At 68.3% G+C, this 25,524-nt stretch carries 20 protein-coding genes; 14 read left to right on the top strand and 6 right to left on the bottom strand.

Going from position 1 to position 25,524, the window contains the following annotated elements; all coding sequences use genetic code 11:
* The first annotated feature begins 29 nt into the window (after positions 1-29).
* The 5 genes from BLT45_RS01905 (at position 30) to BLT45_RS01925 (ending at position 10,834) form a co-directional block, all read left to right on the top strand.
* Entirely contained in the window at positions 30-3,038 is a 3,009-nt protein-coding gene (locus BLT45_RS01905) for a TonB-dependent receptor (protein WP_093294447.1), read from the top strand.
* A gap of 139 nt (positions 3,039-3,177) precedes the next feature.
* Positions 3,178-3,954, top strand: coding sequence for an N-acetylmuramoyl-L-alanine amidase (locus BLT45_RS01910; RefSeq protein ID WP_093294450.1), 777 nt, complete (start codon positions 3,178-3,180; stop codon positions 3,952-3,954).
* Between the two features lie 362 nt (positions 3,955-4,316).
* The gene (locus BLT45_RS01915) at positions 4,317-7,229 is read left to right on the top strand and encodes a TonB-dependent receptor domain-containing protein (protein ID WP_093294452.1); all 2,913 of its coding nucleotides are present in this window, start codon (positions 4,317-4,319) and stop codon (positions 7,227-7,229) included.
* Between the two features lie 96 nt (positions 7,230-7,325).
* Entirely contained in the window at positions 7,326-9,572 is a 2,247-nt protein-coding gene (locus BLT45_RS18455; protein ID WP_254771766.1) for a serine hydrolase, read from the top strand.
* Positions 9,569-10,834 carry an NAD(P)/FAD-dependent oxidoreductase gene (locus tag BLT45_RS01925; RefSeq protein WP_175455694.1) on the top strand — a complete coding sequence of 422 codons (1,266 nt, stop codon included), beginning with the start codon at positions 9,569-9,571 and terminating at the stop codon, positions 10,832-10,834. The genes BLT45_RS18455 and BLT45_RS01925 overlap by 4 nt, the downstream gene beginning before the upstream one ends.
* A gap of 15 nt (positions 10,835-10,849) precedes the next feature.
* Here the strand turns inward: BLT45_RS01925 and BLT45_RS18285 are convergent, their stop codons facing one another.
* The 5 genes from BLT45_RS18285 to BLT45_RS01945 all read right to left on the bottom strand — a co-directional run bounded on the left by BLT45_RS18285 (position 10,850) and on the right by BLT45_RS01945 (position 14,020).
* The gene (locus BLT45_RS18285) at positions 10,850-10,990 is read right to left on the bottom strand and encodes a hypothetical protein (protein ID WP_175455695.1); all 141 of its coding nucleotides are present in this window, start codon (positions 10,988-10,990) and stop codon (positions 10,850-10,852) included.
* Between the two features lie 96 nt (positions 10,991-11,086).
* Entirely contained in the window at positions 11,087-11,932 is an 846-nt protein-coding gene (locus BLT45_RS01930; RefSeq protein ID WP_093294456.1) for a helix-turn-helix transcriptional regulator, read from the bottom strand.
* 19 nt (positions 11,933-11,951) lie between these two features.
* Positions 11,952-12,431, bottom strand: coding sequence for a tRNA (uridine(34)/cytosine(34)/5-carboxymethylaminomethyluridine(34)-2'-O)-methyltransferase TrmL (gene trmL, locus BLT45_RS01935; protein ID WP_093298375.1), 480 nt, complete (start codon positions 12,429-12,431; stop codon positions 11,952-11,954).
* Between the two features lie 106 nt (positions 12,432-12,537).
* Positions 12,538-12,915, bottom strand: coding sequence for a hypothetical protein (locus tag BLT45_RS01940; protein WP_093294458.1), 378 nt, complete (start codon positions 12,913-12,915; stop codon positions 12,538-12,540).
* Between the two features lie 400 nt (positions 12,916-13,315).
* Complete coding sequence (locus tag BLT45_RS01945) at positions 13,316-14,020, bottom strand: SDR family oxidoreductase (protein ID WP_093294460.1); 705 nt, start codon at positions 14,018-14,020, stop codon at positions 13,316-13,318.
* Between the two features lie 143 nt (positions 14,021-14,163).
* Between BLT45_RS01945 and BLT45_RS01950 the strand changes: the two genes are divergently transcribed.
* The 4 genes from BLT45_RS01950 (at position 14,164) to BLT45_RS01965 (ending at position 19,575) form a co-directional block, all read left to right on the top strand.
* Positions 14,164-17,028 carry a M16 family metallopeptidase gene (locus tag BLT45_RS01950; RefSeq protein WP_093294462.1) on the top strand — a complete coding sequence of 955 codons (2,865 nt, stop codon included), beginning with the start codon at positions 14,164-14,166 and terminating at the stop codon, positions 17,026-17,028.
* A 105-nt stretch (positions 17,029-17,133) separates the two neighbouring features.
* Positions 17,134-17,451, top strand: coding sequence for a DUF4156 domain-containing protein (locus BLT45_RS01955; RefSeq protein ID WP_093294464.1), 318 nt, complete (start codon positions 17,134-17,136; stop codon positions 17,449-17,451).
* Positions 17,452-17,585: 134 nt separating this feature from the next.
* Positions 17,586-18,602, top strand: coding sequence for a 3-oxoacyl-ACP synthase III (locus BLT45_RS01960; protein WP_093294466.1), 1,017 nt, complete (start codon positions 17,586-17,588; stop codon positions 18,600-18,602).
* A 67-nt stretch (positions 18,603-18,669) separates the two neighbouring features.
* On the top strand, positions 18,670-19,575 hold the full coding sequence (locus tag BLT45_RS01965) for an alpha/beta fold hydrolase (protein ID WP_093294469.1): 906 nt from the start codon (positions 18,670-18,672) through the stop codon (positions 19,573-19,575).
* A 114-nt stretch (positions 19,576-19,689) separates the two neighbouring features.
* Here BLT45_RS01965 and BLT45_RS01970 read toward each other — a convergent pair whose 3' ends face one another.
* Positions 19,690-20,070 carry a YkgJ family cysteine cluster protein gene (locus BLT45_RS01970; RefSeq protein ID WP_093294472.1) on the bottom strand — a complete coding sequence of 127 codons (381 nt, stop codon included), beginning with the start codon at positions 20,068-20,070 and terminating at the stop codon, positions 19,690-19,692.
* Positions 20,071-20,163: 93 nt separating this feature from the next.
* On the opposite strand from BLT45_RS01970, the gene oleC reads away from it, so the two are divergent.
* The 5 genes from oleC (at position 20,164) to ubiB (ending at position 25,523) form a co-directional block, all read left to right on the top strand.
* Positions 20,164-21,807, top strand: coding sequence for an olefin beta-lactone synthetase (gene oleC / locus BLT45_RS01975; RefSeq protein WP_093294475.1), 1,644 nt, complete (start codon positions 20,164-20,166; stop codon positions 21,805-21,807).
* Complete coding sequence (oleD, locus tag BLT45_RS01980; RefSeq protein ID WP_093294477.1) at positions 21,804-22,805, top strand: 2-alkyl-3-oxoalkanoate reductase; 1,002 nt, start codon at positions 21,804-21,806, stop codon at positions 22,803-22,805. Before oleC ends, oleD begins: the two co-directional genes overlap by 4 nt.
* A 154-nt stretch (positions 22,806-22,959) precedes the next feature.
* Complete coding sequence (locus BLT45_RS01985; protein ID WP_093294480.1) at positions 22,960-23,118, top strand: DUF1328 domain-containing protein; 159 nt, start codon at positions 22,960-22,962, stop codon at positions 23,116-23,118.
* A 114-nt stretch (positions 23,119-23,232) separates the two neighbouring features.
* Entirely contained in the window at positions 23,233-23,874 is a 642-nt protein-coding gene (locus BLT45_RS01990; protein ID WP_093294483.1) for a ubiquinone biosynthesis accessory factor UbiJ, read from the top strand.
* Positions 23,871-25,523: a ubiquinone biosynthesis regulatory protein kinase UbiB gene (gene ubiB / locus BLT45_RS01995; RefSeq protein ID WP_093294486.1), complete on the top strand. Its 1,653-nt coding sequence runs from the start codon at positions 23,871-23,873 to the stop codon at positions 25,521-25,523. Before BLT45_RS01990 ends, ubiB begins: the two co-directional genes overlap by 4 nt.
* Position 25,524: the final 1 nt, after the last annotated feature.

The following is a 25,524-nucleotide window of genomic DNA, read 5'->3' on the forward strand; positions in this document are numbered from 1 at the left end:
ACCAACATCTTTAGCAGGAGAGAGCGGGGATGAAAGGCAAGGTTCTGAAGAAGGCGGCACTGGGCATGGCGCTCGGTGCGTGCCTGGCGTCGATGGCGCCGCTTGCGATGGCGCAGAGCGCGACCGGTGCGGTCGCGGGTCGCGCGAACGCGGGCGACCAGATCACGATCACCAACACCGCCACGGGCGCGACGCGCTCGGTGACGGTGGGCGGCGACGGCGGCTACCGCCTGGCCCAGTTGCCCGTGGGCGACTACCAGTTGCAGGTCAAGCGCGCCGGCGACGACGTGGGCGAGGGCGTGGCGGTCAACGTCTCGCTCGGCGGCACCACGACGGTCAACCTGGGCAGCGACGGCGGCGTCGTGAACCTCAACGCAGTGCAGGTGGTCGGTTCGCGCGTGGTCAACCGCGTGGACGTGCGGTCGACCGAGTCGGCGACCAACATCAATCGGCAGGAACTGGCCAGGCTGCCGGTCGACCAGAGCCTGAGTTCCGTGGCCCTGCTCGCGCCGGGCGTCGTCAATTCCGGCGCCACCTTCGGCGGCCTGTCTTTCGGCGGCTCGTCTGTCGCGGAGAACGCGATCTACATCAACGGCCTCAACGTCACCGATCCGTACCGGCGCCAGGGCTTCTCCTCGGTGCCGTTCGGCTTCTACGAGGAAGTACAGGTCAAGACGGGCGGCTACTCGGCGGAGTTCGGGCGCAGCACCGGCGGCGTCATCAACGCCGTCACCCGGTCGGGCAGCAACGAGTTCCAGGCGGGCGCCGAACTGACGCTGGAGCCGGCGGCCTGGGAAGCCTCGAGGGAAGACCACTTCCATCACGACGGCACGCTCGACGAGCGCAACCGCACCAGCCGCGACACCAGTCCCTTCTACAAGGCCAATATCTGGGCCTCCGGCGCGATCGTGAAGGACCGGCTGTTCTTCTTCGCCATGTACGAAATGCGCGACAGCCAGCCGAAGGACATCGACACGATCGAGGCGTGGAAGACCAAGAGCAACAACGACTTCTGGGGCGCCAAGCTGGACTGGCGGATCAACGACGATCACGCGCTGGAACTGCTCGCCTTCTCCGACAAGGCCGATTCCGAGACCACCAAGTACGGCTACACCTGGGACACCGGCATGCTGGGCGACTGGCGGGGCGGCAGCACCGCCGGCTCCGGCGGCGACAACTGGTCGCTGACCTACACCGGGCATTTCGGCGACAACTTCACCGCCAAGGCGATGTACGGCGAGAACGAGCGCAGCGCCCTCAGCGGCACCCCGCTCGACGCCGACTGCAGCATCATCACCCGGTCCGGCAGCTATACGACCCGCTTCGGCGCCGAGACGATCCCCGAGGGCTGCCATCCGACCGACACCAGCATCAGCAGCCGCTACGACAAGCGCGAAGCGGCGCGCCTGGACTTCGAGTGGACGCTGGGCGACCACCTGCTGCGCTTCGGCCTCGACCAGGAGATCATGGATTCCGACAGCTCCGTGGTCTATCCGGGCGACGGCGTCAGCTACCAGGCGCAGGCCGCCAACGCCGGCGCCGCGCTTCCCAACGGCGCCCTCGTCCCCGCCGGCGTCACCCGCATCATCGATGCGCGCCGCTACATCACGGGTTCTCCCGTCACCACCGAGGCGCAGGCGTTCTATGTCGAGGACAACTGGAGCGTCACCCCCAACCTGCTGCTGAACCTGGGCCTGCGCTTCGACAAGTTCCACAACAAGCTCGCCTCGGGCGCCACGTTCGCGAAAGCGGACTTCTCGGACATGATGGCGCCGCGCGTCGGCTTCAGCTGGGACATGAAGGGCGACGGCACGACCAAGTTCTTCGGCAACGCGGGCCGCTACTACATTCCGCTGACCAACAAGCTCACCGACTACTTCGGCGGCGGCACCACGGACGAGCACACCTACTACGTGCTCAACGGCTGGATCCAGCAGACGCATCCGGTCACCGGCGCGACCTACCTGGTCCCGGACCTGGGGCCGCAGATCGGCCCGGTGAACACGGACGGCAACGCGCCCGCGCCGGATGATGTCCGCACCGCCGTCGCCAAGGACCTCAAGCAGGTGTTCCAGGACGAATACATCCTCGGATTCCAGCAGGCGATCAACCAGGAATGGTCGTACGGCGTCAACGCGACCTACCGCAAGGTGACCCGCGCGGTCGAGGACGCGCGCATCAACCACGTGGCGGGCTGCCCGTGGTACTCCGGCGACTGGCCGATCATCAATCCGGGCGAGAGCACCACGCTGTGGTGCCCGGACACCGACGACTGGGTCCAGTTCGATTCGTCGCAGGACGGCTACATCGCCAGCGGCAGCGGCAACATCATGGGCTACAAGAAGCCCCGTCGGACCTACAAGGCGGTGGAGTTCCAGCTCGACCGCGCGTGGGACGACAAGTGGGCGTTCAACGCCAGCTATCTGTGGTCCAAGTCCGAAGGCAACATCGAAGGGCCGGTCAACTCGGATACCGGCTACGCCGACACCAACCTGGTGCAGTACTACGACCATCCCGCCGTCAACGAGCGATACGGCGTGCTGTTCAACGACTTCCGCCACCAGATCAAGCTGCGCGGCAGCTACAAGCTTAACGAGCAGTGGAGCTTCGGTGCGACGCTGTCCACGCGTTCGGGCGGTCCGATCACCGCCTTCGGCGTGGTCTGGCCCGACGACAACCGCGCCGCGGGCGGTCCCGGCGAGTTCAGCGGCGGCGGTTCGGGCTGGCTGTGCTACCAGTCGCCGACAAACAACTGCGCCAACTGGGCGACGCGCCAGCTGACCTATTCGGAACGCGGTGCATTCGGCCGCATGCCCTGGGTCACCGACGTCGGCGCGAACATCACGTGGACCTTGCCGGTGGAAGGCATCGATCTGAAGGCGCGCCTGTCCGTGTACAACCTGTTCAACAACCAGACCGTCGTCAACGTGCATTCGCGTTACGAGGCGCAGCCGGGCGTGCAGCTTCCGCACTTCGGCCAGGGCACGGTCTGGCAGGCGCCCCGTTACACCCAGCTCGTGGTGACCTGGACGTTCTGACCGCACAGCGCATGCGTTCGGACGTGTGACTCTCCCATGGCCTGCCGTTCGCGGCAGGCCTTTCTTTGTCCGTGCCGTCGCCGTGCGGCGGAGCGATCCGTGCTATTCCTATGGCCGCGTGCCGTCCGAGGTGTCCCCCATGACGAAGCCCGTCCCGTCCGTAGTCCGTTCTTCCGCGCTCGCCGTGCTGGTCTTGCTGCTCGGTGCGTGCGCGCATTCCGGCCCGCGCAATCCGCTCGCGACGTGGGTACCGTCGAAGAACTTCGACGAACGACGCCCCGTCGTCATCGTGCTGCACTACACCGAGCAGGATTCCGTCGAACAGTCGCTGGACACGCTGCGCAGCCGCAACAGCGCTAGGCGGGTCAGTTCGCACTACCTCGTCGGCAAGGACGGGCACACCTACCAGCTGGTCAGCGACGCGAAGCGGGCGTGGCATGCGGGCGCCGGACGCTGGGGCGCGATCACCGACGTCAACAACGCTTCGATCGGCATCGAGATCGACAACGACGGCAAGAGCCCGTATCCGGACGCGCAGATCGAGAGCCTGATCGTCCTGCTGCGCGATCTGACGACGCGGCTCCGCATTCCACCGACGCAGATCATCGGTCACTCGGACGTGGCGCCGACACGCAAGATCGACCCCGGCCCCCTGTTTCCTTGGAAGCGCCTGCACGAAGCGGGTTTCGGTCTGTGGCCCGCGGCGGATGCGGGCGAACCGCCCCCCGGTTTCGATCCGTGGCTGGCCCTGCAGGCGATCGGCTACGCCGTCGACAACCGGGGCGACACCGTGCGCGCGTTCCATCACCGCTTCCGCGGCATCGACGGAAACGAACTGGATGCCGAAGACCTGCGCATCCTGCATGCGCTCACGCGTTCGGCGCCGCCGGAAAGTCCTCCGCCGACAACGCCTTGAATGCGAATATTCAAGTCGGTTTCTTCTGATGAAAGGAATAATTTATTGACTCGCCGCACATGGCGTGCTACATCGAAGTACAGGGGTTTTTCCCCGCCGGACGCGATGTTCGTTCCGGCGGCGCAGTAAACCGGCGGGGTGCCGGCGCAACAACCAGATCGTCAACGATGTTCCGCGTTGCGTGCCCGGGATGGGGCGCGTCGGTTGGTACGTATGGGGAATCCTGAGGCTCCTGTGGCGCGCATGTCGATGCGGCGCGTCCGGGCTTGAAGCCCGCAGTGGGGATCCCGTCGAGCGACCCGCGCCGCGCAGCACATCGTCCTGGCTGCATCCGCAGCGTTCTTTCATCCAGGAGATTCCGCATGCCCGCTCGATCCCTCCCGCTCAAGCCAAGCCATCTCGCCGCCGCCATCGTGCTGGGTCTGGCCGTCCCGGGCGTCAGCCTCGCGCAGGAGTCGGCGCCCGCCAGCGGGAACAGTGCGCGCACGCTCGACACCGTGACCGTCACCGGTTCGCGCATCAAGCGCACCGAAGTGGAGGCGCAGTTGCCGGTGACGGTGCTGCAGAAGGAGCGCATCGACGAACTCGGCATCTCGTCGGCCGAGCAACTGCTCATGTTCCTCAACATCGCGGGCAACGGCTCCGACAATCTCGCGAGCAACGGCGGCATCGTCAGCGAGGAGCAGCGCGGCAACAACGGCGTCTCCGGCGCCAACCTGCGTGGCCAGGGCGCCGATGCGACGCTGGTGCTGCTGAACGGGCGCCGCGTCGCCACCCATGGCCTCAAGGGCCGGGCCGTGGACCTGAACTCGATTCCCTTCGCCGCGCTCGACCGCGTCGAAGTGCTGCGCGATGGCGCGTCCGCGGTGTACGGCACCGATGCCATCGGCGGCGTGATCAACTTCATCACCAAGAGCGACTACACCGGGCTTGAAGCGTCGACCTTCGTGGATGTCACCGAGGAAGGCGGCGGCAACATCTTCCGCGCCAATCTGCTGGGTGGCTGGGGAGACCTGGACAACGATCGCTGGAACGTCTTCGGCACGGTCACCGTCAAGAAGAACGAGATCCTGCGCGGCACGGATCGCGACTACTCCAATACGTTCCAGGCCGACCGCGGCCTGTCGCCGGACACGCGCGGCACGCCGTTCGCGACGGTGTTCAGCCTGGGCAGCACCGGGGTGGGCGCGACCAGCCTCCTCCGCAACGGCCAGATCGATCCCGCCGATCCGCCGGGGCCGAATCCGTTGCGCCAGACGGCGATCAACATCCTCGACCTGCCGGGCGCGTCGGGATGCGCGAGTGGCGGCGACATGATGGGGCCGTACGACCATCGCCTGTGGAGCAGCACGGCCTCCCGTTTCGCATGCGCCTGGGACTATCCGGCCGCCGCGATCATCCAGCAGCCGCAGAAGAGCGTGGACTTCATCGGTCGCGCCACCTTCAAGATCAGCGACAACCACCGGGCCTACGTGGAGCTGGTGGGCTCGCAGGTGGATGTGGAGAAGACGTTCGAGCCGAACCAGATCTCGTCGAGCACATCGACGGCCACCACCGCCCTGGGCCCGAGCACGTGGTATCCGCTCAATGCGACGACCCAGGCCACGTACGACATGATCTACAACGCACTGGCGACCTACTTCGGCGCGGGCAACCTCAACTACGGCGCCCCGATCGCGTACCGCTGGCGCTGCATCGCGTGCGGCCCGCGCCAGATCGAGACGACGACCAAGTCCTACCGCTTCCTCACGTCGGTCGAAGGTTCGCTGGGCAGCAAGTGGGACTACAACGTGGGCCTCTCGCGCGCCTCCAGCAAGTCCGAATCCACGCTGGGCAGCGGTTTCCACTACACCGACGCGTTGAGGACCGTCCTCGGCAGCGGCCTGCTGAACCCCTTCCTCATGCCGGGCCAGGAGCAGAGCGCCGCGGCGATGTCCGCGCTCGATGCGGCGTCCGCCGCCGGCGTCATGCTGTACGGCGGCGAATCGATCCTCACCACCCTGGACGCGACGTTCTCGGGCAGCCTCGGCTTTTCGCTGCCGGGCGGCGAAGTGCTGGCGGCCACGGGCATCGACCTGCGTCGCGAGGAGTTCAAGTTCGACGGCGACTCGCGCGTCGACAGGCGCCCGGTGTTCAACGCCCCATTCGACGACTCGAACATCCTCGACAACGTCAGCCGCGACATCAAGGCGGTCTATGCGGAAGTCTACCTGCCGCTGCTCGACAACCTCGACATCACGGTGGCGGGCCGGTACGACGAATACGACGGCTTCGGCAGCACCACCAACCCGAAGGTGTCGTTCAAGTTCGAACCCTTCGAAGGCGCCGCGCTGCGCGGCGCGTACAGCACCGGCTTCAAGGTGCCGTCGTTCAACCAGTTGTTCAATGGCGTGACCGAGACGCTGTACGTCGGACAGGACCTGGCCGATCCCGCCACCTGCCCCAGCGGCATCGCCAATCCGGCGGTCGCCGGCTGCGAATCGATCCGCCCGGTCGAGCTGTTCGGCGGCAAGGAAGACCTGCAGCCCGAGGAGTCCACGCAGAAGAGCTTCGGCGTCGTGCTGGCGCCGGTCGACTGGCTCAACGTGAGCGTGGACTGGTGGGAAATCGAGCGCGAGAACACGATCCGTTCGGCGCCGCGCGACATCCTGATCCAGTACTACGACGTCTTCGCGGCCAACTGGATCCGCGACGCCAGCGGCGAGGTCGTGGCCATCGATCGGCGTTACGTCAATTCGGGCGGCAGCCTGATGCGCGGCATCGAGATCGACGGCAACGTCATGGGCGATCTCGCAGGCGGGACCTTCCGTCTGAACCTCAACGGCAGCTACATCAACACGTTCAAGACGAAGGCGCTGGAGACTCTGCCCTATACCGACAACCTGGTCGGCGACTATGTCCGTTACTACAACCTGCCGATCAAGTGGAAGCACACGCTGACCTTCACGTGGCAGAAGGGCGACTGGTCGCACAACCTGAGCCAGATCTACCGCGACGGCTATAACGACGAGCTGCCCGTGAGCGTGCGCAATAACACGTACATCCCGGAGAACTGGAACCCGCGCGTGTCCAACTACACCACCTACAACTACAGCCTGGTGTACTCCGGCATCGAGCGGATGAAGCTGACCTTCGGCGTCAAGAACGTGTTCGACGAGGATCCGCCGTTCACCGCCCACCAGAACGATTTCGCCGCCGGCGCCGCGTGGGAGCCCCGCATCGCCGATCCGCGCGGTCGCGCGTACACCCTGCTGATGGAATACAAGTTCCGCTGAGCGGGGAAGGGCGTCATGGCACGGGCGGCGGCACGCCGCCCGTGCGCATCGAAGGGTCGCCGGTGCCCCGGTGGCCAGAAGCAGGAAGGAACACGCGTGCAGTCGTCCGAATCGAACCTCCTGGCGCACGCCCGCACGCGCCTGCGCGTCGTGCTGGCGTGCGCGCTGGGTGCCATCGCGGTAACCGCCGCCGCCGAGCCGCCGGCGTTGCGCAACCAGCGGGACGCCGCGTTCGAAGCCACCTTCGAACGCTACCGCTTGCCTGGCTTGGCCGTGGGCATCGTCCGCGACGGGCAGGTGGTCTACCAGCGTACCGCCGGTGAACGCGTGGCCGGCGGCGGCGAACAGATCGATGCGGACACGCTGTTCAAGATCGCCTCCAACAGCAAGGCGATGACGGCGGGGGTGCTGGCGCGGCTCGTGGATGCCGGCAAGCTCAAGTGGGACGATCCCGTCACCCGGCATCTGCCGCAGTTCCGCATGCACGACCCCTGGGTCACGCAGCAGATGCAGGTGCGCGACCTGCTGATCCACAACAGCGGCCTCGGACTCGGCGCCGGCGACCTCATGCTGTGGCCGGAGCCCAACCGCTTCACCCGTGCCGACATCATCGCCGGCCTGCAGTACCTGAAGCCGACGCACAGCTTCCGTGCCAACTACGCCTACGACAACCTGCTGTACGTGGTGGCCGGCGAAGTCGCCGCAGCGGCCGGAGGCGCGCCGTACGACACGTTGGTGAAGCGCGAACTGTTCCAGCCCTTGGGCATGCGACGCTGCCAGGTCGGTGAATGGAACCGCGCGCGGGTCGGCAACGTGGCGCAACCGCACATGCGCACGGACGAGGGAAACCGTGCCATCCGCGAAGATGGCGACGTGGTGCCCGACATCACGTCGATGGCGGCCGGCGGCATCCGCTGCAGCCTCAACGACATGCTGACCTGGGTCGGCATGTGGCTGTCGCCGGACGCGACGCCGGCCTGGCTGTCGCCGGCCCAGCGCAAGGCGGTCTGGACTGCGCACATGCCGATGCCGGTCAGCGCGCGGATGCGCGCGTGGGACAACAGCCACGTCTCTGCCTACGGCTACGGCTGGCGGCTGTCGGACGTGGACGGTGCCTGGAAGGTCGCGCACACGGGGACCCTGGCCGGCATGTACTCCTCGGTGATCCTCCTGCCCGACCAGCGCACCGGCATCGTCATCCTCATCAACGGCGAAGGTGAAGCGGCCCGCACCGTGCTGGGCGAAGTGCTGACCAAGCAGATCACCGTGCCGGGCCAGGCGCACTCCGTCGCGCATTACGCCGCGCTGCTGGACGAGGAGCGCGCCGGTGAGCGCGCGGCCAATCCCGAGTCCGATACACGCCATCGCACGCCGGCGCCCGCGAACGCGCTGGCATCGTGGACGGGGCGCTACCGCGATGCCTGGTTCGGCGAGGTGACCGTGTGCGCGCAGGGCGATCGCGTGCGTTTCGCGTCCGCGCGTTCGCCGATGCTGACCGGCACCGTGATGCAGGTGGATACGCGCTGGCTGGTCGACTGGGACGATGACAGTGTCGATGCCGAGCCCTGGCTGCACTTCGCGACGGATGGGGGTTCGAAGACGCTCAAGCTTTCGCATGTCGATCCCGACGCGGATTTCAGCTACGACTACCAGGATCTCGCCTTCGTCCGCGAAGCCGCATGCGACGTGGTGTCCGCGCCGAAAGTCGAAGTGTCGCCTGCGAAGGAGGCGGCCGCCGTCGGCCTGGTGGATGTCGCCGCGCTGGCGCCGAACCTGCAGCGCGAGATGCGTTATGCCGGCACCGCCAATTTCACCGGTGCACGCGTGCCGGGCTACGGGGCGAACACCTGCCTGTTGCTGGCGCCGGTCGCGCAGGCGCTGGCGAACGTGCAGGCGGACGTGCAGCGCGAGGGCCTGTCCCTGAAGCTGTTCGACTGCTATCGCCCGGTGCGTTCGGTGAAGCATTTCGTGGCCTGGGCGCGCGACACCCGCGACCAGCGGACCAAGGCGGCGTATTACCCCAACCTCGACAAGGCGACGCTGCTCGATGGCTACATCGCCGAGACGTCCGGCCACAGCCGCGGCGCGACCCTGGACCTGACCCTCACGCGCTGCGAGGGCGGGGCGTGCGTCGACCTGGACATGGGCACACCGTTCGACTTCTTCGATCCGCGCGCAAACACCGCGCATGCCGATCTGTCGCCTGAGCAGAAGGCCAACCGCGCACGCCTGCTGGACGCGATGGCGCGCCACGGGTTCCATAATTACCCGATGGAATGGTGGCACTTCACCTTCCGCCCCGAACCTTCTCCCCACACCGCGTACGACGTCCCGATCCGATGACTTCCTCCCCCTCCTTCCGGCCGCCGCGGACCACCGACGTCGCGGTGATCGGCAGCGGCATCGTCGGCCTGTCGACAGCCCATCACCTGCTCGACCGCGGGCTGTCCTGCATGCTGATCGATCCGAAGGGACCGGCCGGCGAGACCTCGTTCGGCAATGCGGGCTCGATCTCGGTCGGCAACGTGATGCCGCAGTCGACGCCGGGCATCGTCGTCAAGGCGCTGCGCATGCTGGCCAATCCGCTGGCGCCGCTGAAGCTCGACTGGGGCGTCAGCCCGTCCTACGCGCGCTGGTTGCTGCAGTTCCTCGTCCAGGGCCGGTTGCAGCACGTGTTGCCGATCATCGATGCGCTGAGCGCGATCAACCGCGCTTCGCGCGACGCCTGGCTCGACCTCGGCGAGCGCATCCAGGCGCAGGACCTGATCGCGCACACCGGTTACCTGCACGTGTACTCCGCGCTGGAGAGCTTCGCGAAAGGCGAATGGGAGCGCGGCCTGATGCGCGACCGCGGCGTCGCGTTCGACGTGCTCGATGCCGCGCAGCTGCGCGAGCTGGAGCCGGGGATCGGCGAGGGTTTCCAGCGCGCGGTGTTCCAGCGCGAGTCGCTGGCGATGCGCGATCCCGGCGATTTCTGCCGGCGGCTGTTCAACCATCTCAGTGCGCGCGGCGCGGTGCCGCTGACGGCCAGCGTGTCGGCGATCGCGCGTCGCGACGGCGGCTACCGGGTCGACACCGACCACGGTCCGGTGCATGCCGGCCGCGTGGTGGTGGCGGCCGGCGCATGGAGCAATGCGCTGCTGCAGCCGTTCGGCCTGAAGATTCCGGTGATCCCGGCGCGCGGCTATCACCTGATGTATCCGCAGGCCGACGCGGTCGTTCGCCGCCCCACGCTGTGGGCCGAGCGCTACATGGTGGTGTCGCCGATGCAGGCGGGCATCCGCATGACCAGCATCAAGGAGCTGACCGCGCTCGGCCGCGATCCGCACTACCACCTGATCCGCCGGCTCGATCCCGAAGCACGCAAGCTGTTCCCCGGCATCACCGGCCAGGCGGTGTCGGAATGGGCCGGCAACCGGCCCTGCACGCCGGATTCGCTGCCGATCATCGACCGCGTGCCGGGCGAAGAGATCTTCGTCGCGACCGGCCACGGCCACCTGGGGTTGACCCAGGGACCAGTGACCGGCCGCCTGCTCGACCAGCTGATGGCAGGGGCGGCGACGGACATCCCGCTGGCGCCGTACGCGCTGGCGCGCTTCGGCTGAGGCGCTTGCCGCGGCTCAGGCCGCGGCGTCGTTCGCTTCCCGCAGTTTCTCCGCGCATTCCTCGCAGCAGACTTCGACGGTGCGACCGCCGAGGGTCACCTTGATCGCGTTGCCGTCCAGCGGATAGTCGCAGGCGGCGCAGGTTTGTTCGGCCATGACACGTTCCAGTAGGCAGCCCGGGTTTGGGCAGCCACAGGAAACCATGGGCGCCGGCGCGACGCTGTCGGAATCTTTAGCGGTTTTCGAGCGCGCTCAGGACGTGCGGAATGCGCTCGGCGAACGGCCGTAGGCTTGCCGGAACGCGGAGGTGAAATGGCTGTGGCTGGAGAAGCCGAGGTCGTGCGCCAGCGTGGAGACATCCGTCGCGGTCGCGAGCAGGTCCAGCGCGCGGGCCAGCCGCAGTTGCAGCTGGTAGCGGTACAGCGGCATCCCTTCGACCTGGCGGAAGACCTGAGTGAGATAGACCGGCGAGCCGCCGACCTCGTGCGCGATCTCGGCCAACGTCCAGCGCCGTCCGGGATCGCTGGCGAGCAGCAGCTTGACCCGGTCCACCAGCCGTTGCCGCGCGCGCGTCGCACCCGGTACATGCGCGGTGCGCGCGCCGAGGCTGCGCGAGGCCAGTGTCAGCGCGAGGCCTTCGGCTTCGAGCGGTTCGCACGTCCCGCGCCGCAAGGCATGGCCGAGCAGCGCGACCAGCGCCTGGGTGCGGGCATCGATGCGCAGGGCCTGGTGGCGGAAGGCGACCGTCGTGCTCTTGCGCCGCAATGGCGTCGGCGCGAGTTCGTCGAGCAGGACGTCGGCGAGTTGCAGGACCAGGCTGGCATCGCCGCCGTCGACCGGATGGCTGACCTGATAGCCCTCGCCGGCATTGAACAGCAGCACATGGTTGGCATCGGCCACGGCCTGGGTCTGGCCGACATGGCGCAGGTAGGTGCCCCGATACGGGAACACCAGATGCGTCGCGCCGACGCATTCCTCTTCGCTGCGGTGCCGGCATTCGCCGCGGCAGCGTACGTCGCGCACCGACACGGTGGCCGTGTCGAGCAAGCGCGCGACATCGAACTGCGAAGCGGACGGCGGGCGCGCCGGGGAGGCCATGGCGCCAGCCTACGCGCAATCACGCGCCGCCGGTGAACCCGGCCTGCCGCCAGACTTCGAACACCACCACGGCCACGGTGTTGGAGAGATTGAGGCTGCGGTTGTCCGGCCGCATCGGCAGGCGCAGGCGCTGCTCCGGCGGCAGGCCGTCGAGCACGTCCTGCGGCAGGCCGCGCGTTTCCGGACCGAACAGGAAGGCATCGCCACGACGGTAATCGGGCTGGTCGTAGCGCACGGTACCGCGCGTGCTGAGCGCGAACAGGCGCGCAGGACGGATGCGCTGCAGGGCCGCATCGAGCGATGCATGGACCTGCAGCGTGGCGTATTCGTGGTAATCCAGACCGGCGCGCTTGAGCTGCTTGTCTTCCAACGAGAACCCGAGGGGTTCGATCAGGTGCAGTCGCGCGCCGGTATTCGCACAGAGGCGGATGGCGTTGCCGGTATTCGGGGGAATTTCCGGCTGGTACAGCAGGACGTCGAGGTCCAGGGCGTCGGTCATGGCGCGCATTCTACGCGGCGCTGCATGGCCTCGCGGGCGGTGATGCGGTGGAACTCCGGCCGCAGCCGGCTTGCGTGTTACGCGGTTGGAACGTGTTGCCTGCGTATCAACGCGAAGCCAGCTGGCCGGCCAGCACACCCGCCTGCGCAGCGACCTGCTGCATGTCTTCCGCCGACGGACGCACGGTGACCACCGGCATGTCGACCACGCGCACCGCCTGGCTGGCGACGAAGTAGGCGATGTCGCTGGCGTTCGGCGTCACGGTGACCGTGGCCAGGTCGACGATCTTGGCGTCCTTGTAGGTGTTGTAGTGGGCCAGGTCGGCGGCGTCCGGCGTCACGGTGACGGTCGGCAGGTCGACGATGGTGGTCGCCTGGGCGACGTTGTGGTTGTTGTCGGCGTGGGTGGCGGAGATGACCATCGAACCGGCGCACAGCGCGAAGACGACGGCGGCGGTCAGCGGGAGGAGGTTCTTGGCGTTCATTGTCATGCCTCTGTAGTGATGTTGTTGGGTGGTGTGGTAGTAAGGTAGTACACCTAGACAGAACGGTCAAGCGAAACTTTTCGCCTTGGTGTGCTGATTCAGGGTTCAGTCAGGTTCGGTGCGGAACGGCGGGAATCTTGTTATAGGTAATGCAGGAACCGTGCCAACTGCAAGTTATTGATCCAATTGAACTTAAGTATGTTTCTTCGCTGTCCGGTGTCCGAGTTGCGTGTCCGTCCGGGTGTCCGTCCTGCATGAGCAAGACGCCAGGAGGTGTGTGTTGTGACTGCGAACACGCCGCTTCGGTCGGGGGCCGGTCAGGTGGGGGTGTGCTGGTTGTGATGCCGTTTAGGTAGGAACCGTTGCAGTTCCTCGGCGTCGCCGCGGGCGGCGTTCAGTTTCACCAGGGGAGTGGCTCGCCTTGCCAGTCGAGGAACCGCCCACTGTCCTCCGGCGTGAGCCGGTCGATCACATGCAGCAGTCCCGATGCGGACTCCTGCACGTGAAGCGCCGCGTTCTGCCCGCCCATGTCGGTGCGGACCCAGCCGGGGTGCAGCGCCACCACCGTGACGCCTTGGGCCGCGAGCGCCTGCGACAGCAGTGAAGTGGCCATGTTCTGCGCCGCCTTGCCGATCGCATAGCTGGGTGTGCGGAATTCCTGCCGCAGGCCGATCGAGCCGACTTCCGAAGACATGTTGGCGACCACGCCGCCCTCGGCCAGCCGGGGCGCCAGCGCCTGGGTCAGCAGGAACGGGCCGGCGGCATTGGTGTGGAAGCTAGCATCGAGATCGGCGGGCGCCACCTGGCCGAAGCGTTCGCCGCCGCGCAGGATGCCGGCGTTGTTGACCAGCAGGTGCAGCGGTTCCTCGTCGGTGACCAAGGGCAGTTCGCGGACGAGCTCGGCGCGGCTGCGCGGATCGGCGACGTCCAGCGGCAGCACGTGCAGGCGTCCGGGGTGGTCGCCTGCAAGGGTGTTCAATGCGGTCGCCTTGCCGGGCTGCCGGCAGGTGGCGATGACGTGGCATTGCCGGCCCAGCAGCTGGCGGACGAGCTCCAGGCCCAACCCGCGGTTGGCGCCGGTGACGAGGCAGTGCTTGCGGTCCATGGCACCTCCAGGGGCGGACGGGGGGTCCGGCGGCATGCGCCGCATAGGCCATCCGTCATGGCTTGTGGCCTAGTGTAATGAGCCGGGGCGACGGTTAGCATCGCGGATTCTGCTGCCCGTTCAGTATTACTAAGGAGTCTTCGATGCGCGTTTCCCGCCGGCCCCGCGCCGCCCTGCTTGCCGTCGCCCTGTCCGCCGCCCTCGGAGGGCTGGCCTACGCGCCGGCACCCACGTACGCGAAGCCGGCCGCCGGTGCGGACATCGTGATTCCCTATGAGGAGTTCACCCTGCCCAACGGCCTGCGGGTGATCGTGCATACCGACCGCAAGGCGCCGATCGTCGCGGTGAACATCTGGTACCACGTCGGCAGCAAGAACGAGACCCCCGGCCGCACCGGCTTTGCGCACCTGTTCGAGCACCTGATGTTCCAGGGCAGCGAAAACCATGCGGGCGAATTCTTCACCCCGTTCGAACTGGTCGGCGCCACCGACCAGAACGGCACCACCAACCAGGACCGCACCAACTACTTCCAGAACGTGCCGACCACCGCGCTCGACATGGCGCTGTGGATGGAGTCCGACCGCATGGGCCACCTGCTCGGCGCGATCGACCAGAAGGGCCTGGACGAGCAGCGCGGCGTGGTCCAGAACGAGAAGCGCCAGGGCGAGAACCAGCCTTACGGCCGCCGCATCATGGCCCGGATGTTCGAGGCGCTGTATCCGGCCGGACATCCCTACAGCTGGCAGACCATCGGCTCGATGGCCGACCTGGACGCCGCCACCCTGGATGACGTGAAGACCTGGTTCCGCAGCTGGTACGGCCCCAACAACGCCGTGCTGGTGCTGGCGGGCGACATCGACGTCGCCACGGCCAAGCAGAAGGTCACCCGCTACTTCGGCGACATCCCCGCCAGCGCGACCTTGGCCGACATGAAGGCCGACATCCCCACCCACGCCAAGGACACCCGCGAGACCATCCCGGACCGCGTGCCGCAGGTGCGCCTGTACCGCGGCTGGGCGGTGGCCGAGATGGGTTCGAAGGATGCGGCGCTGCTGGACCTGTTCGCCCAGGTGCTGGGCGGCAGCGCGGCCTCGCGCTTTGATACCCGCCTCGTGCACGGCGAGAAGATCGCCGACCAGGCCAGCGCCTACCAGTGGAGCAGCGAGATCAGCGGCACCTTCTTCCTCGTCTCGACGGTGAAGGAGGGCGTGGACCCGGCGAAGGTGGAAAAGGCGCTGGATGAAGAACTCAAGCGCCTGATCACCGAAGGGCCCACCGCTGACGAACTCGAGCGCGCCAAGGTGGCCGGCCGCGCCAGCTTCGTGCGCGGCATCGAGCGCATCGGCGGCTTCGGCGGCAAGTCCGACGTGCTGGCCTCGTGCGCCGTCTACGAAGGCACGCCGGACTGCTATCAGGAAGAGCTCGCCATCCTCGCCGACGCGACCGCGTCGGAGGTGCAGGCGGCCGCGAAGAAGTGGCTGGCAGGTGCGTCGCACACGATCCTCGTGCAGCCCAGCGAAACGCCGGCGTCTTCGCTGCCGGAGACCGTGTTCGCCGCGCCCGCGACCACGCCGGCCGCCACGCCCAAGGTCGATCCGAAGTTCAAGACGGTGAAGACCGACGTCGACCGCAGCGCCGGCGTGCCGAAGACCACCACCTTCCCGGACCTGAAGTTCCCCGCCGTGCAGCGCGCCACGCTGTCCAACGGCATGCAGGTGGTCCTCGCCGAGCGCCACGAGACGCCGGTGGTGCAGGTCAATGTCGAATTCCCGGGTGGCTACGCCGCCGACGTGGGCAAGAAGCTGGGTACCGCGAGCTTCGCGCTGCAGATGATGGACGAGGGCGCCGGCGACTACAGCGCCTTGGCCTTCGCCGCGCGCAAGGAAGCCCTGGGCGCCGAACTGAGCACCGGCGGCGGGCTGGATTCGGCCTCGGTCGGCCTGTCCGCGTTGACCGAAAAGCTGGAACCCTCGCTCGACCTGCTGGCCGACGTGCTGCGTCGTCCGACCTTCGACGCCGGCGAGATCGAGCGCGTGCGCGCCACCTGGATCGCCGGCATCAAGCAGGAGAAGGCGCGCCCGCAGACCGCCGCCCTGCGCACGCTGCCGCCGCTGCTGTACGGCGCCGGCCATCCGTACGCGATCCCGTTCACCGGCTCGGGCACCGAAGCCTCCATCGCCTCGCTGACGCGCGACGACCTGGTCGCCTTCCATCGTGACTGGCTGCAGCCCGACCAGGCCCGCGTCACCATCGTCGGCGACACCACGCTGGCGCAGATCGTGCCGCTGCTGGAAGCCCGCCTGGGCAACTGGAAGGCGGCGCCGAATGCCCCGAAGCTGGCCGCCGTGCCCAAGGTCGCCAACCCGGCCAAGCCGCGCGTGTTCCTGATCGACCAGCCCGGCGCGATCCAGTCCAACGTCTACGCCGCGCAGCTGGTGCCGCCGACCGGCGACGCAGGCACGATCGATTTCGACTTCGCCAACGGCGTGCTCGGCGGTCAGTTCAGCTCGCGCCTCAACATGAACCTGCGCGAGGACAAGCACTGGGCGTACGGCTCGTACAGCGGCGCGCGCAACACCCTGGGCCAGCGCCCGTGGTGGGCCAGCGCGGCGGTGCAGAGCGACCGCACGGCCGACTCGATGAAGGAACTGCAGAAGGAGATCAGCCAGTTCGCCACCGGCCAGGCCCCGGCCAAGCCGGACGAGATCGCCAAGATCCGCGCCGCGAATACGCTGGAACTGCCGGGCGCCTACGAGACCGCCTCCGCCGTGCTCAGCCAGATCGCCTCCAACCAGCGCTACGGCCGTCCTGACGACTACATCGTCCAGTACAAGGCCCGCAACGAGGCCATCGGCGGCGCCGACGTGGCCAAGGCCGCGGCGACGCTGTCGCCCGCCGCGCTGACCTGGGTGGTCGTGGGCGACCTGTCCAAGGTCGGCGACTCGGTGCGCGCGCTGCAGCTGGGCGAAGCGGTCGAGCTGGACGCCGACGGCAAGACGAAGAAGTAAGGCAGTCCCTGCCGCCGCTCCTCGCACGAGGGGCGGCGGTCGGCCCGGATCGATTCATCCGGCGTCGGCCAGAATGGCCACGACTCACACTCCAAGGTGACCCCGATGCGTCTCGCCCTGCTTGCCGTGGCTTCCACCGTGCTGTTGTCCGCCTGCACCTGGGTGCACCTGGCCCCGACCGCGAAGAACGTCCGCGTCATCCCGGGCGGCGCGGCCCCCGCCGGCTGCGAGAAGCGCGGCGAAGTGTCGGTGTCGGTGAAGGACAGCGTCGCCTTCTACGAGCGCAACAACCTGCGCGTGCGCGACGAGCTGGAAACCCTCGCCCGCAACGAAGGGCCCGGCCTTCAGGCCGACACCCTGCAGCCGCTGGGCGACCCCGCCAACGGCGAGCAGCGCTTCGCCGCCTACCGGTGCGGCCGATAAAGTGTGAACTGAGTCACATTTATGCGCCGGCCCATGAACACGGCTGGCGACGGCGGGTGGCGTAAAGGTGCGGTGAAGACGGGAAGTCGTTACCCTTGTCGCCCCCTTCCGCCTGAGCCTTGGCGCTAACCTCGATGCTCTTCAAGAATGTCTCCATCGCGGGACTGGCGCATATCGATGCGCCCCACACGCTGACGTCGGACGAGATCAACGCCCGCCTGCAGCCCACGCTTGACCGCCTGGGCATCAAGACGGACGTCCTCAACGACATCGCCGGCGTGCATTCCCGTCGTCTGTGGGACGCCGACACCCAGGCTTCCGACGCCGCCACGATGGCCGCGCGCAAGGCCCTGGCCGATGCCGGCATCACCGCCGACAAGGTCGGCCTGGTGGTGAACACCTCCGTCAGCCGCGACTACCTGGAGCCGTCCACCGCCAGCATCGTCTGCGGCAACCTGGGCGTGGCCGAGCATTGCCAGACCTTCGACGTCGCCAATGCCTGCCTGGCCTTCATCAACGGCATGGACATCGCCGCCCGCATGCTCGAGCGCGACGAGATCGACTACGCGCTGGTCGTCGACGGCGAGACCGCCAACCTGGTCTACGAAAAGACCATCGAGCGCCTCAACGGGCCCGACATCACCGAACAGCAGTTCCGCGACGAACTGGCCGCGCTCACCCTGGGCTGCGGCGCGGTCGCCATGGTCATGGCGCGCAGCGCGCTGGTCCCGGACGCCCCGCGCTACAAGGGCGGCGTGACCCGCTCGGCCACCGAGTGGAACAAGCTCTGCCGCGGCAACCTCGACCGCATGGTCACCGACACCCGCATGCTGCTGATCGAGGGCATGAAGCTGGCCAACAAGACCTTCGCCGCCGCCAAGGTCGCGCTGGGCTGGGCGGTGGACGAGCTGGACCAGTTCGTCATCCATCAGGTCAGCCGCCCGCATACGCAGGCCTTCATCAAGTCCTTCGGCATCGACCCGCAGAAGGTCATGACGATCTTCACCGAGCACGGCAACATTGGCCCGGCGTCGGTGCCGATCGTGCTGAGCAAGCTGAAGGAACTGGGCAAGCTGAAGAAGGGCGACCGCATCGCCCTGCTCGGCATCGGCTCGGGCCTGAACTGCACGATGGCCGAAGTGGTCTGGTGATTCCGGCCGCACTTCGTATCCAGGGGGCCGGTTCGCCGGCCCTTTTCTTTGACGGCGGCGACGCACGATGAACCTTCCCGGCTATCCCTCCCATCCGCAGCGCTTCGAGGTCCGCCCGGGCCTGTCGATGAACTACCTCGACGAAGGCCCGCGCGACGGCGAGGTGGTGGTGATGCTGCACGGCAATCCGTCGTGGAGCTATTACTGGCGCACGCTGGTGGCGGGGCTGTCCGACCCCGCTGCTGACAAGCGTTACCGGTGCATCGTGCCGGACCACATCGGCATGGGCCTCTCCGACAAGCCCGACGACAGCCGCTACGAGTACACGCTGCAGTCGCGCGTGGACGACGTCGCCGCGCTGCTGCGCCACCTCGGCATCACCGGCCCGGTGACGCTGGCCGTGCACGACTGGGGCGGCATGATCGGCTTCGGCTGGGCGCTCTCGCACGCCGCGCAGGTCAAGCGCCTGGTGGTCACCAACACCGCCGCCTTCCCGATGCCCGCCGCGAAGACGATGCCGTGGCAGATCGCCCTGGGCCGTGACTGGACGGTGGGCGAATGGATCATCCGTGGGTTCAATGCGTTCTCGGCCGGTGCCTCGTGGATCGGCGTGGAGCGGCGCATGCCCGCCGACGTGCGCCGCGCCTACGTGTCGCCGTACGACACCTGGGCGAACCGGATCTCCACCATCCGCTTCATGCAGGACATCCCGCTGGGACCGCAGGACAAGGCGTGGCCGCTGCTCGAAGCCTCCGGCAAGGCGCTGCCGTCGTTCGCCGACCGCCCCGCGTTCCTGGGCTGGGGATTGAAGGACTTCGTGTTCGACAGGCACTTCCTCGACGGCTTCCGCGCTGCGCTGCCGAACGCCGAGGTGCACGCCTATGAAGACGCCGGCCACTATGTGCTGGAAGACAAGCACGAGATCCTGGTCCCGCTGATCCGCGACTTCCTGGATCGCCATCCGCTCGCATAGCGCGTAGCCCGGGTAAGGCCAACGGCCGCACCCGGGAATCGTGCGCCACCGCGTGGCGTCCCGGGTGCGCTTCGCTTACCCGGGCTACGCAGGCCTACTCGCCTGAGCGGCGGCTCAGATCTCCGGCAGCGGATTCTTCTCCGCGTCCACCACGCCCGCCCAGTCCGCTTCCACCAGCAGGGGCAGACCATGCGCCAGCCGCGCCTTGTCGCACTGCGCGCTGCGTTCGCCGAACTCCAGCGACGCCGGCACCAGTGCGCATACCGACGGACGCCGGTCGTGGATCGTGCAACGGCTGTAGCGGCCGATGTCGGCATCGAGGGCCACGCAGCGCGGGTCCTTCTGCGAGGTGCCGCGCATCACCCGCTCGTGCACGCGCAGCGGCTCGGTCAATGCGATCGGCACCACGCCGCCCTGGTCGGGATCCGCCTCGCTCCAGTGGAAGCTCACGCGGAAGTGGGCGCAGCAGGCGCCGCAGGTTAGGCAGGGATGCATCGGAGGTCGGCTGGCGGTGGTGCGCGGGCGGGACGCGCATTCTGCCAACGCCGCGGGCTGACGCAAGTACCGCCCAGCGGCGACAATGCCCGCATGACCGATCCGTGCAACATCGCCGCCAGCCTGCCCCGGCTGGCCCGCGAGCAGCCCGACCGCGTGGCCATGCGCTGCCCCGATGGCGCCGGCTGCTACACCCGCGAGCTCACCTACGCGCAACTCGACGCCCGCAGCGACGCCATCGCCGCCGGCCTCGGCGCCTACGGCATCGGTCGCGGCAGCCGCACCGTGGTGATGGTGCGGCCCACGCCGGAGTTCTTCCTGCTGATGTTCGCGCTGTTCAAGGCCGGCGCGGTGCCGGTGCTGGTGGACCCGGGCATCGACCGGCGCGCGCTGAAGCAGTGCCTGGACGAAGCCGAGCCCGAGGCCTTCATCGGCATTCCGCTGGCGCAGGTCGCGCGCCGGGTGCTGGGCTGGGCGCGGTCGGCGAAGAAGATCGTTACCGTCGGCACGCGCTGGGCCTGGGGCGGCACCACGCTGGCGAAGATCGAAGCGCGGGGCAGCGGCGCGGGTCCGCAACTCGCGGACACCTCGCCCGACGATGTCGCCGGCATCCTGTTCACCAGTGGCTCCACCGGCGTGCCGAAGGGCGTGGTGTACCGCCATCGTCATTTCGTCGCCCAGATCGAGCTGCTGCGCAACGCGTTCGGCATGCAGCCCGGCGGCGTCGACCTGCCGACGTTCCCGCCCTTCGCGCTGTTCGATCCCGCGCTCGGTCTGACGTCGGTGATCCCCGACATGGATCCCACCCGGCCCGCCAGCGCCGATCCGGACAAGCTGCATGCAGCCATCGCGCGCTTCGGCGTCACCCAGCTGTTTGGCTCGCCGGCGCTGATGAAGGTGCTCGCCGACCATGGCGCGCCGCTGCCCACCGTGCAGCGCGTGACCTCGGCCGGGGCGCCGGTGCCGCCGGACACGGTCGCGAAGATCCGCACGCTGCTGCCGGACGGCGCGCAGTTCTGGACGCCTTACGGCGCCACCGAATGCCTGCCCGTCGCCGTCATCGAAGGCCGCGAACTGGAAGCGACGCGTGCGGCGACCGAGGCCGGCGCCGGCACCTGCGTCGGCCGCGCGGTGCCGCCGAACGAGGTGCGCATCATCCGCATCGTCGATGCCCCGATCGCCGACTGGAGCGGCGTGGAGGAGGTGCCCGACGGCGAGGTCGGCGAGATCACGGTTGCCGGACCGACCGCGACCGATACCTACTTCCGCCGCGACGCCGCCACCCGCATCGCCAAGATCCGCGAAGTGCAGGCCGACGGCGGCGAGCGCATCGTGCACCGCATGGGCGACGTGGGCTGGTTCGACGGCGAGGGCCGGCTGTGGTTCTGCGGCCGCAAGACGCAACGCGTGGAGACGGCCGACGGCCCGCTTTACACCGAGCAGGTCGAACCGGTGTTCAACACGCATCCGCAGGTGCGCCGCACCGCGCTGGTCGGTGTCGGTGAGGCCGGTCGCCAACAACCGGTGCTGTGCTACGAGCTGATGCCGGGCGTGTCCGCCGACCGGGCGCGCCTCGAAGCCGACCTGCGCGCGATCGGCGCGCGCCATCCGCATACCGCGCGCATCGGCACGTTCCTGCCGCATCCGGGCTTTCCCGTCGACATTCGCCACAACGCCAAGATCGGCCGCGAGACGCTGGCCGTATGGGCCGCCACGCAAAAGGAGCAACACGCATGAAGATCCTCGTCACCGGCGGCGGTGGTTTCCTCGGCCAGGCGCTGTGCCGCGGCCTGGTCGAACGCGGGCACGAGGTGATCAGCCTCAACCGCGGCTACTACCCGGTGCTGCGCGAACTCGGCGTGGGCCAGGTGCAGGGCGATCTCGCCGATGCGCATGCGGTGCGGCACGCGGCCGACGGCGTGGACGCGGTCTTCCACAACGCGGCCAAGGCCGGCGCCTGGGGCAGTTACCGCAGCTACCACGACGCCAACGTGGTCGGCACGCAGAACGTGCTGGATGCGTGCCGCGCGCAGGGCATCGGCCGGCTGGTCTACACCTCCACGCCCAGCGTGACCCATCGCGCCACCCACCCCGTGGAAGGCGGCACGGCCGACAGCGTGCCGTACGGCGAAGGCTTCAAGGCGCCGTATGCGACGACCAAGACGATCGCGGAAAAAGCCGTGCTCGCCGCCAACGACGCCAGCCTGGCCACGGTGGCACTGCGCCCGCGGCTGATCTGGGGCCCCGGCGACCACCAGATCCTCCCGCGCCTGGTGTCGCGCGCACGCACCGGCCGCCTGCGCATCGTCGGCAGCGGCGAGAACCACGTCGACACGACCTACATCGACAATGCCGCGCAGGCGCACTTCGATGCCTTCGATCACCTCGCGCCCGGCGCCGCCTGCGCGGGCAAGGCGTACTTCATTTCCAACGGCGAGCCGTGGCCGATGCGCAAGCTGCTCAATGCGCTGCTGGAAACGGCCGGCGCGCCGCGCGTGGACAAGCATCTGTCGTTCAAGGCCGCCTACCGCGTCGGCGCCGTATGCGAAACGTTGTGGACGGTGCTGCCGCTGAAGGGCGAGCCGCCGATGACGCGCTTCCTCGCCGAACAGCTGGCGACCGCGCACTGGTACGACATGGCGCCGGCGCGCCGCGATTTCGGCTACGTGCCTCGCGTGTCGATGGACGAAGGCTTCGCGCGCCTGCAGGCCTGGTTGCGCGACCATCCCGTCTGAGGCGGCGCCGTCGGCGCGGCGCCCTTCACGCATGGATCACGACGCTTAAGCGTTTCCGTCTGCGTGCGCGTCATGCTCACGCGGCGATGACTCCCGGCATTCCAGCATGGCCCCACCACCGGCCTTCCCGGCCGCATGCCAACAGGAGTTTCCCATGCTGCACTACGCCGTCATCTTCTTCATCGTCGCGATCATCGCGGCCGTGCTGGGTTTCAGCGGCATCGCCGGCGCCGCCACCAACATCGCGTGGGTGCTGTTCGTCGTGTTCCTGATCCTGGCCGTCGTTTCGATGCTGCGCGGTCGACGCGTCTGACCCCACCGTCTCTCTCCGCCGGGGCGGCAGGATGCCGCCGCGCCCGTCCAGTCCGGCAGGAGGCCGGTGCATGGTCGGGCAGGGGCGCACGGGCTTTGCCGCTAGAATGACGGCATGGACCTGTCCCCGTTCGATGCCCTGAAGCCGCTCGCCGGCCGCGCGCTGGAAAACGCGCTCAACCACGCCCTCACGCTGGATCCGGATACCCGGGCGGCACTGTTGCCGTTGGAAGGCCGTCGCATCCAGTTGCGCATCGATGCACCCGCGCTGGCGATTGACATCATCGTCGGCGGCGGCCAGCTGCAGGTGGGCCCGGCCAGCGAAGTGCTCGAGGCCGATCTCGCCGTGCGCAGCACGCTGGGCGGCCTGTTGTCGCAGTTGCCGTTCTTCCGCCGCGATGACGCGGCGCCCGTGGGCAAGCTGCGTGTCTCGGGCGACGCCGATCTGGCGCGCCGGCTGCAGACGCTCGCCACCCGCTTCGATCCCGATTGGTCGCTGCCGTTTACCCGCGTCTTCGGCGACGTAATCGGCGTGCAGGTCGCCAACACCGTACGTGCCGGCCTGCAGCAGGCGAGGATCGTCGCCGGCAATGTCGCCGAAAGCGCCGCCGAGTACGTCACCGAGGAATCGCGTGACGTGGTCGGCCGCGCCGAACTCAACGCCTTCCACGACGATGTCGATGCCGTGCGCGACGATGTCGAGCGCCTGGCCGTGCGCGTCGGCCGTCTCGCCGCCCGCGTGGAGCACCGCGCATGAAGTCGGTGTTGCGGGCCAGCCGCATCGGTCGCGTCCTGCTGCGGTACCGCTTGGATGATTTGCTGGAAGGCACGCCGGTCGAGCGCTGGCTGCGGCTCGCGCGCCCGTTCGTGCCGCGCGCTTCGGCGCAGATCGCCGCCCAGCCGCGCGGCGCGCGCCTGCGCTTGGCGCTTCAGGAACTCGGCCCGATCTTCGTCAAGTTCGGCCAGATCCTGTCCACCCGCCGGGACCTGATTCCGCCCGACATCGCCGAAGAACTGACCCTCCTGCAGGACCGGGTCGCGCCGTTCGATGGCGAGCGCGCACGCGCGCTGGTCGAAGAGGAACTCGGCCGTCCCATCCACGAGGCGTTCGAGCACTTCGACACCACGCCGCTCGCCTCCGCGTCGATCGCGCAGGTGCACGCGGCCACGTTGCCGGGCGGCCGCGAGGTGGTGGTGAAGGTGCTGCGCCCCGACATCCGCAAGCAGATCGCCGGCGACATCGCCTTGCTGGAGAGCGTCGCGGCGATCGTCGATCGTGCGCATCCGGCGGCCGACAAGATCCGTCCGCGCGAGATCGTCGCCGAGATCGAGAACACGCTGGCCGCCGAACTCGACCTGCAGCGCGAAGCCGGCAACGCCAGCCTGCTGCGCCGCAACTGGGCCGACTCGCCCGACCTGTACGTGCCCGAGGTGATCTGGTCGCACACCGCGGAACGCGCGATGACGATGGAGCGCGTGCGGGGCATTCCGTCGGACGACATCGCCGCGCTCGACGCTGCGGGCATCGACCGCAGGGCGCTCGCCGCCAAGGGCGTGCGCGTATTCTACCAGCAGGTGTTCCGCGACAATTTCTTCCACGCCGACGCGCACGCCGGCAACATCTGGGTCGATCCGGACCGCAAGACCGATCCGCGCTTCATCGCGCTGGATTTCGGCATCATGGGCCAGCTCTCACGCGACGATCAGTACTGGCTCGCCGAGAACTTCATGGCGATCTTCAACCGCGACTACCGCCGCATCGCCGAACTGCACGTGCAGGCCGGCTGGATGCCGTCGCATATCCGCATCGACGAACTGGAAGCCGCCGCGCGTGCCGTCTGCGAGCCGTACTTCACCCGTCCGCTGAGCGAGATCTCGCTGGCGGAGGTGCTGGCCAAGCTGTTCCGCACCGCGCAGCGCTACGAACTGACCCTGCAGCCGCAGCTGATCCTGCTGCAGAAGACCTTGCTCAACATCGAGGGCGTGGGCCGCCAGCTGGATCCGCAGATCGACATCTGGGCCGTCGCCAAGCCGGTGCTGGAGCGCATCCTGCTGGAGCGCTACAGCCCGCAACGCGCCGCGCAGGAATTCCGCAAGCGCCTGCCGGAGATCATGACCCACGCGCCGGACATGCCGCGCCTGGTGCACGCGTGGTTGAGCCAGCAGGTGGACGGCCGGCACGAGCTGTCGTTGCGCTCGAAGGACCTCACCGATCTTGCGCTGACGATGAAGGGCATGCAGCGCCGCGTCGTCGCCGCCATCCTCGGGGTGGGTCTGCTGATCGTGGCGGCCGTGCTGTACGGCTTGGAAGCGGGCGGTCCGAGCATTTTCTCGGTACCGGCCGCCGCCTGGATCGCCGGCATCGGCGGGTTGTGGGCGTTGCTGGCGGCGTGGCCGCGGCGCTGAC

It is taken from the genome of Pseudoxanthomonas sp. CF385, assembly GCF_900104255.1.
Lineage (GTDB): Bacteria > Pseudomonadota > Gammaproteobacteria > Xanthomonadales > Xanthomonadaceae > Pseudoxanthomonas_A.

What these genes read in the sequence shown, in the direction of transcription:
- ubiB (WP_093294486.1), top strand. Translation starts at nt 23,871, where the DNA reads ATGAAGTCGGTGTTGCGGGCCAGCCGCATCGGTCGCGTCCTGCTGCGG.
- BLT45_RS01985 (WP_093294480.1), top strand. Translation starts at nt 22,960, where the DNA reads ATGCTGCACTACGCCGTCATCTTCTTCATCGTCGCGATCATCGCGGCC.
- BLT45_RS01965 (WP_093294469.1), top strand. Translation starts at nt 18,670, where the DNA reads ATGAACCTTCCCGGCTATCCCTCCCATCCGCAGCGCTTCGAGGTCCGC.
- BLT45_RS18285 (WP_175455695.1), bottom strand. Translation starts at nt 10,990, where the DNA reads ATGGCCGAACAAACCTGCGCCGCCTGCGACTATCCGCTGGACGGCAAC.
- BLT45_RS01910 (WP_093294450.1), top strand. Translation starts at nt 3,178, where the DNA reads ATGACGAAGCCCGTCCCGTCCGTAGTCCGTTCTTCCGCGCTCGCCGTG.
- BLT45_RS01940 (WP_093294458.1), bottom strand. Translation starts at nt 12,915, where the DNA reads ATGAACGCCAAGAACCTCCTCCCGCTGACCGCCGCCGTCGTCTTCGCG.
- BLT45_RS01955 (WP_093294464.1), top strand. Translation starts at nt 17,134, where the DNA reads ATGCGTCTCGCCCTGCTTGCCGTGGCTTCCACCGTGCTGTTGTCCGCC.
- BLT45_RS01945 (WP_093294460.1), bottom strand. Translation starts at nt 14,020, where the DNA reads ATGGACCGCAAGCACTGCCTCGTCACCGGCGCCAACCGCGGGTTGGGC.
- oleD (WP_093294477.1), top strand. Translation starts at nt 21,804, where the DNA reads ATGAAGATCCTCGTCACCGGCGGCGGTGGTTTCCTCGGCCAGGCGCTG.
- BLT45_RS01915 (WP_093294452.1), top strand. Translation starts at nt 4,317, where the DNA reads ATGCCCGCTCGATCCCTCCCGCTCAAGCCAAGCCATCTCGCCGCCGCC.
- BLT45_RS01905 (WP_093294447.1), top strand. Translation starts at nt 30, where the DNA reads ATGAAAGGCAAGGTTCTGAAGAAGGCGGCACTGGGCATGGCGCTCGGT.
- BLT45_RS01990 (WP_093294483.1), top strand. Translation starts at nt 23,233, where the DNA reads ATGGACCTGTCCCCGTTCGATGCCCTGAAGCCGCTCGCCGGCCGCGCG.
- BLT45_RS01930 (WP_093294456.1), bottom strand. Translation starts at nt 11,932, where the DNA reads ATGGCCTCCCCGGCGCGCCCGCCGTCCGCTTCGCAGTTCGATGTCGCG.
- BLT45_RS01925 (WP_175455694.1), top strand. Translation starts at nt 9,569, where the DNA reads ATGACTTCCTCCCCCTCCTTCCGGCCGCCGCGGACCACCGACGTCGCG.
- BLT45_RS01950 (WP_093294462.1), top strand. Translation starts at nt 14,164, where the DNA reads ATGCGCGTTTCCCGCCGGCCCCGCGCCGCCCTGCTTGCCGTCGCCCTG.
- trmL (WP_093298375.1), bottom strand. Translation starts at nt 12,431, where the DNA reads ATGACCGACGCCCTGGACCTCGACGTCCTGCTGTACCAGCCGGAAATT.
- oleC (WP_093294475.1), top strand. Translation starts at nt 20,164, where the DNA reads ATGACCGATCCGTGCAACATCGCCGCCAGCCTGCCCCGGCTGGCCCGC.
- BLT45_RS01960 (WP_093294466.1), top strand. Translation starts at nt 17,586, where the DNA reads ATGCTCTTCAAGAATGTCTCCATCGCGGGACTGGCGCATATCGATGCG.
- BLT45_RS01970 (WP_093294472.1), bottom strand. Translation starts at nt 20,070, where the DNA reads ATGCATCCCTGCCTAACCTGCGGCGCCTGCTGCGCCCACTTCCGCGTG.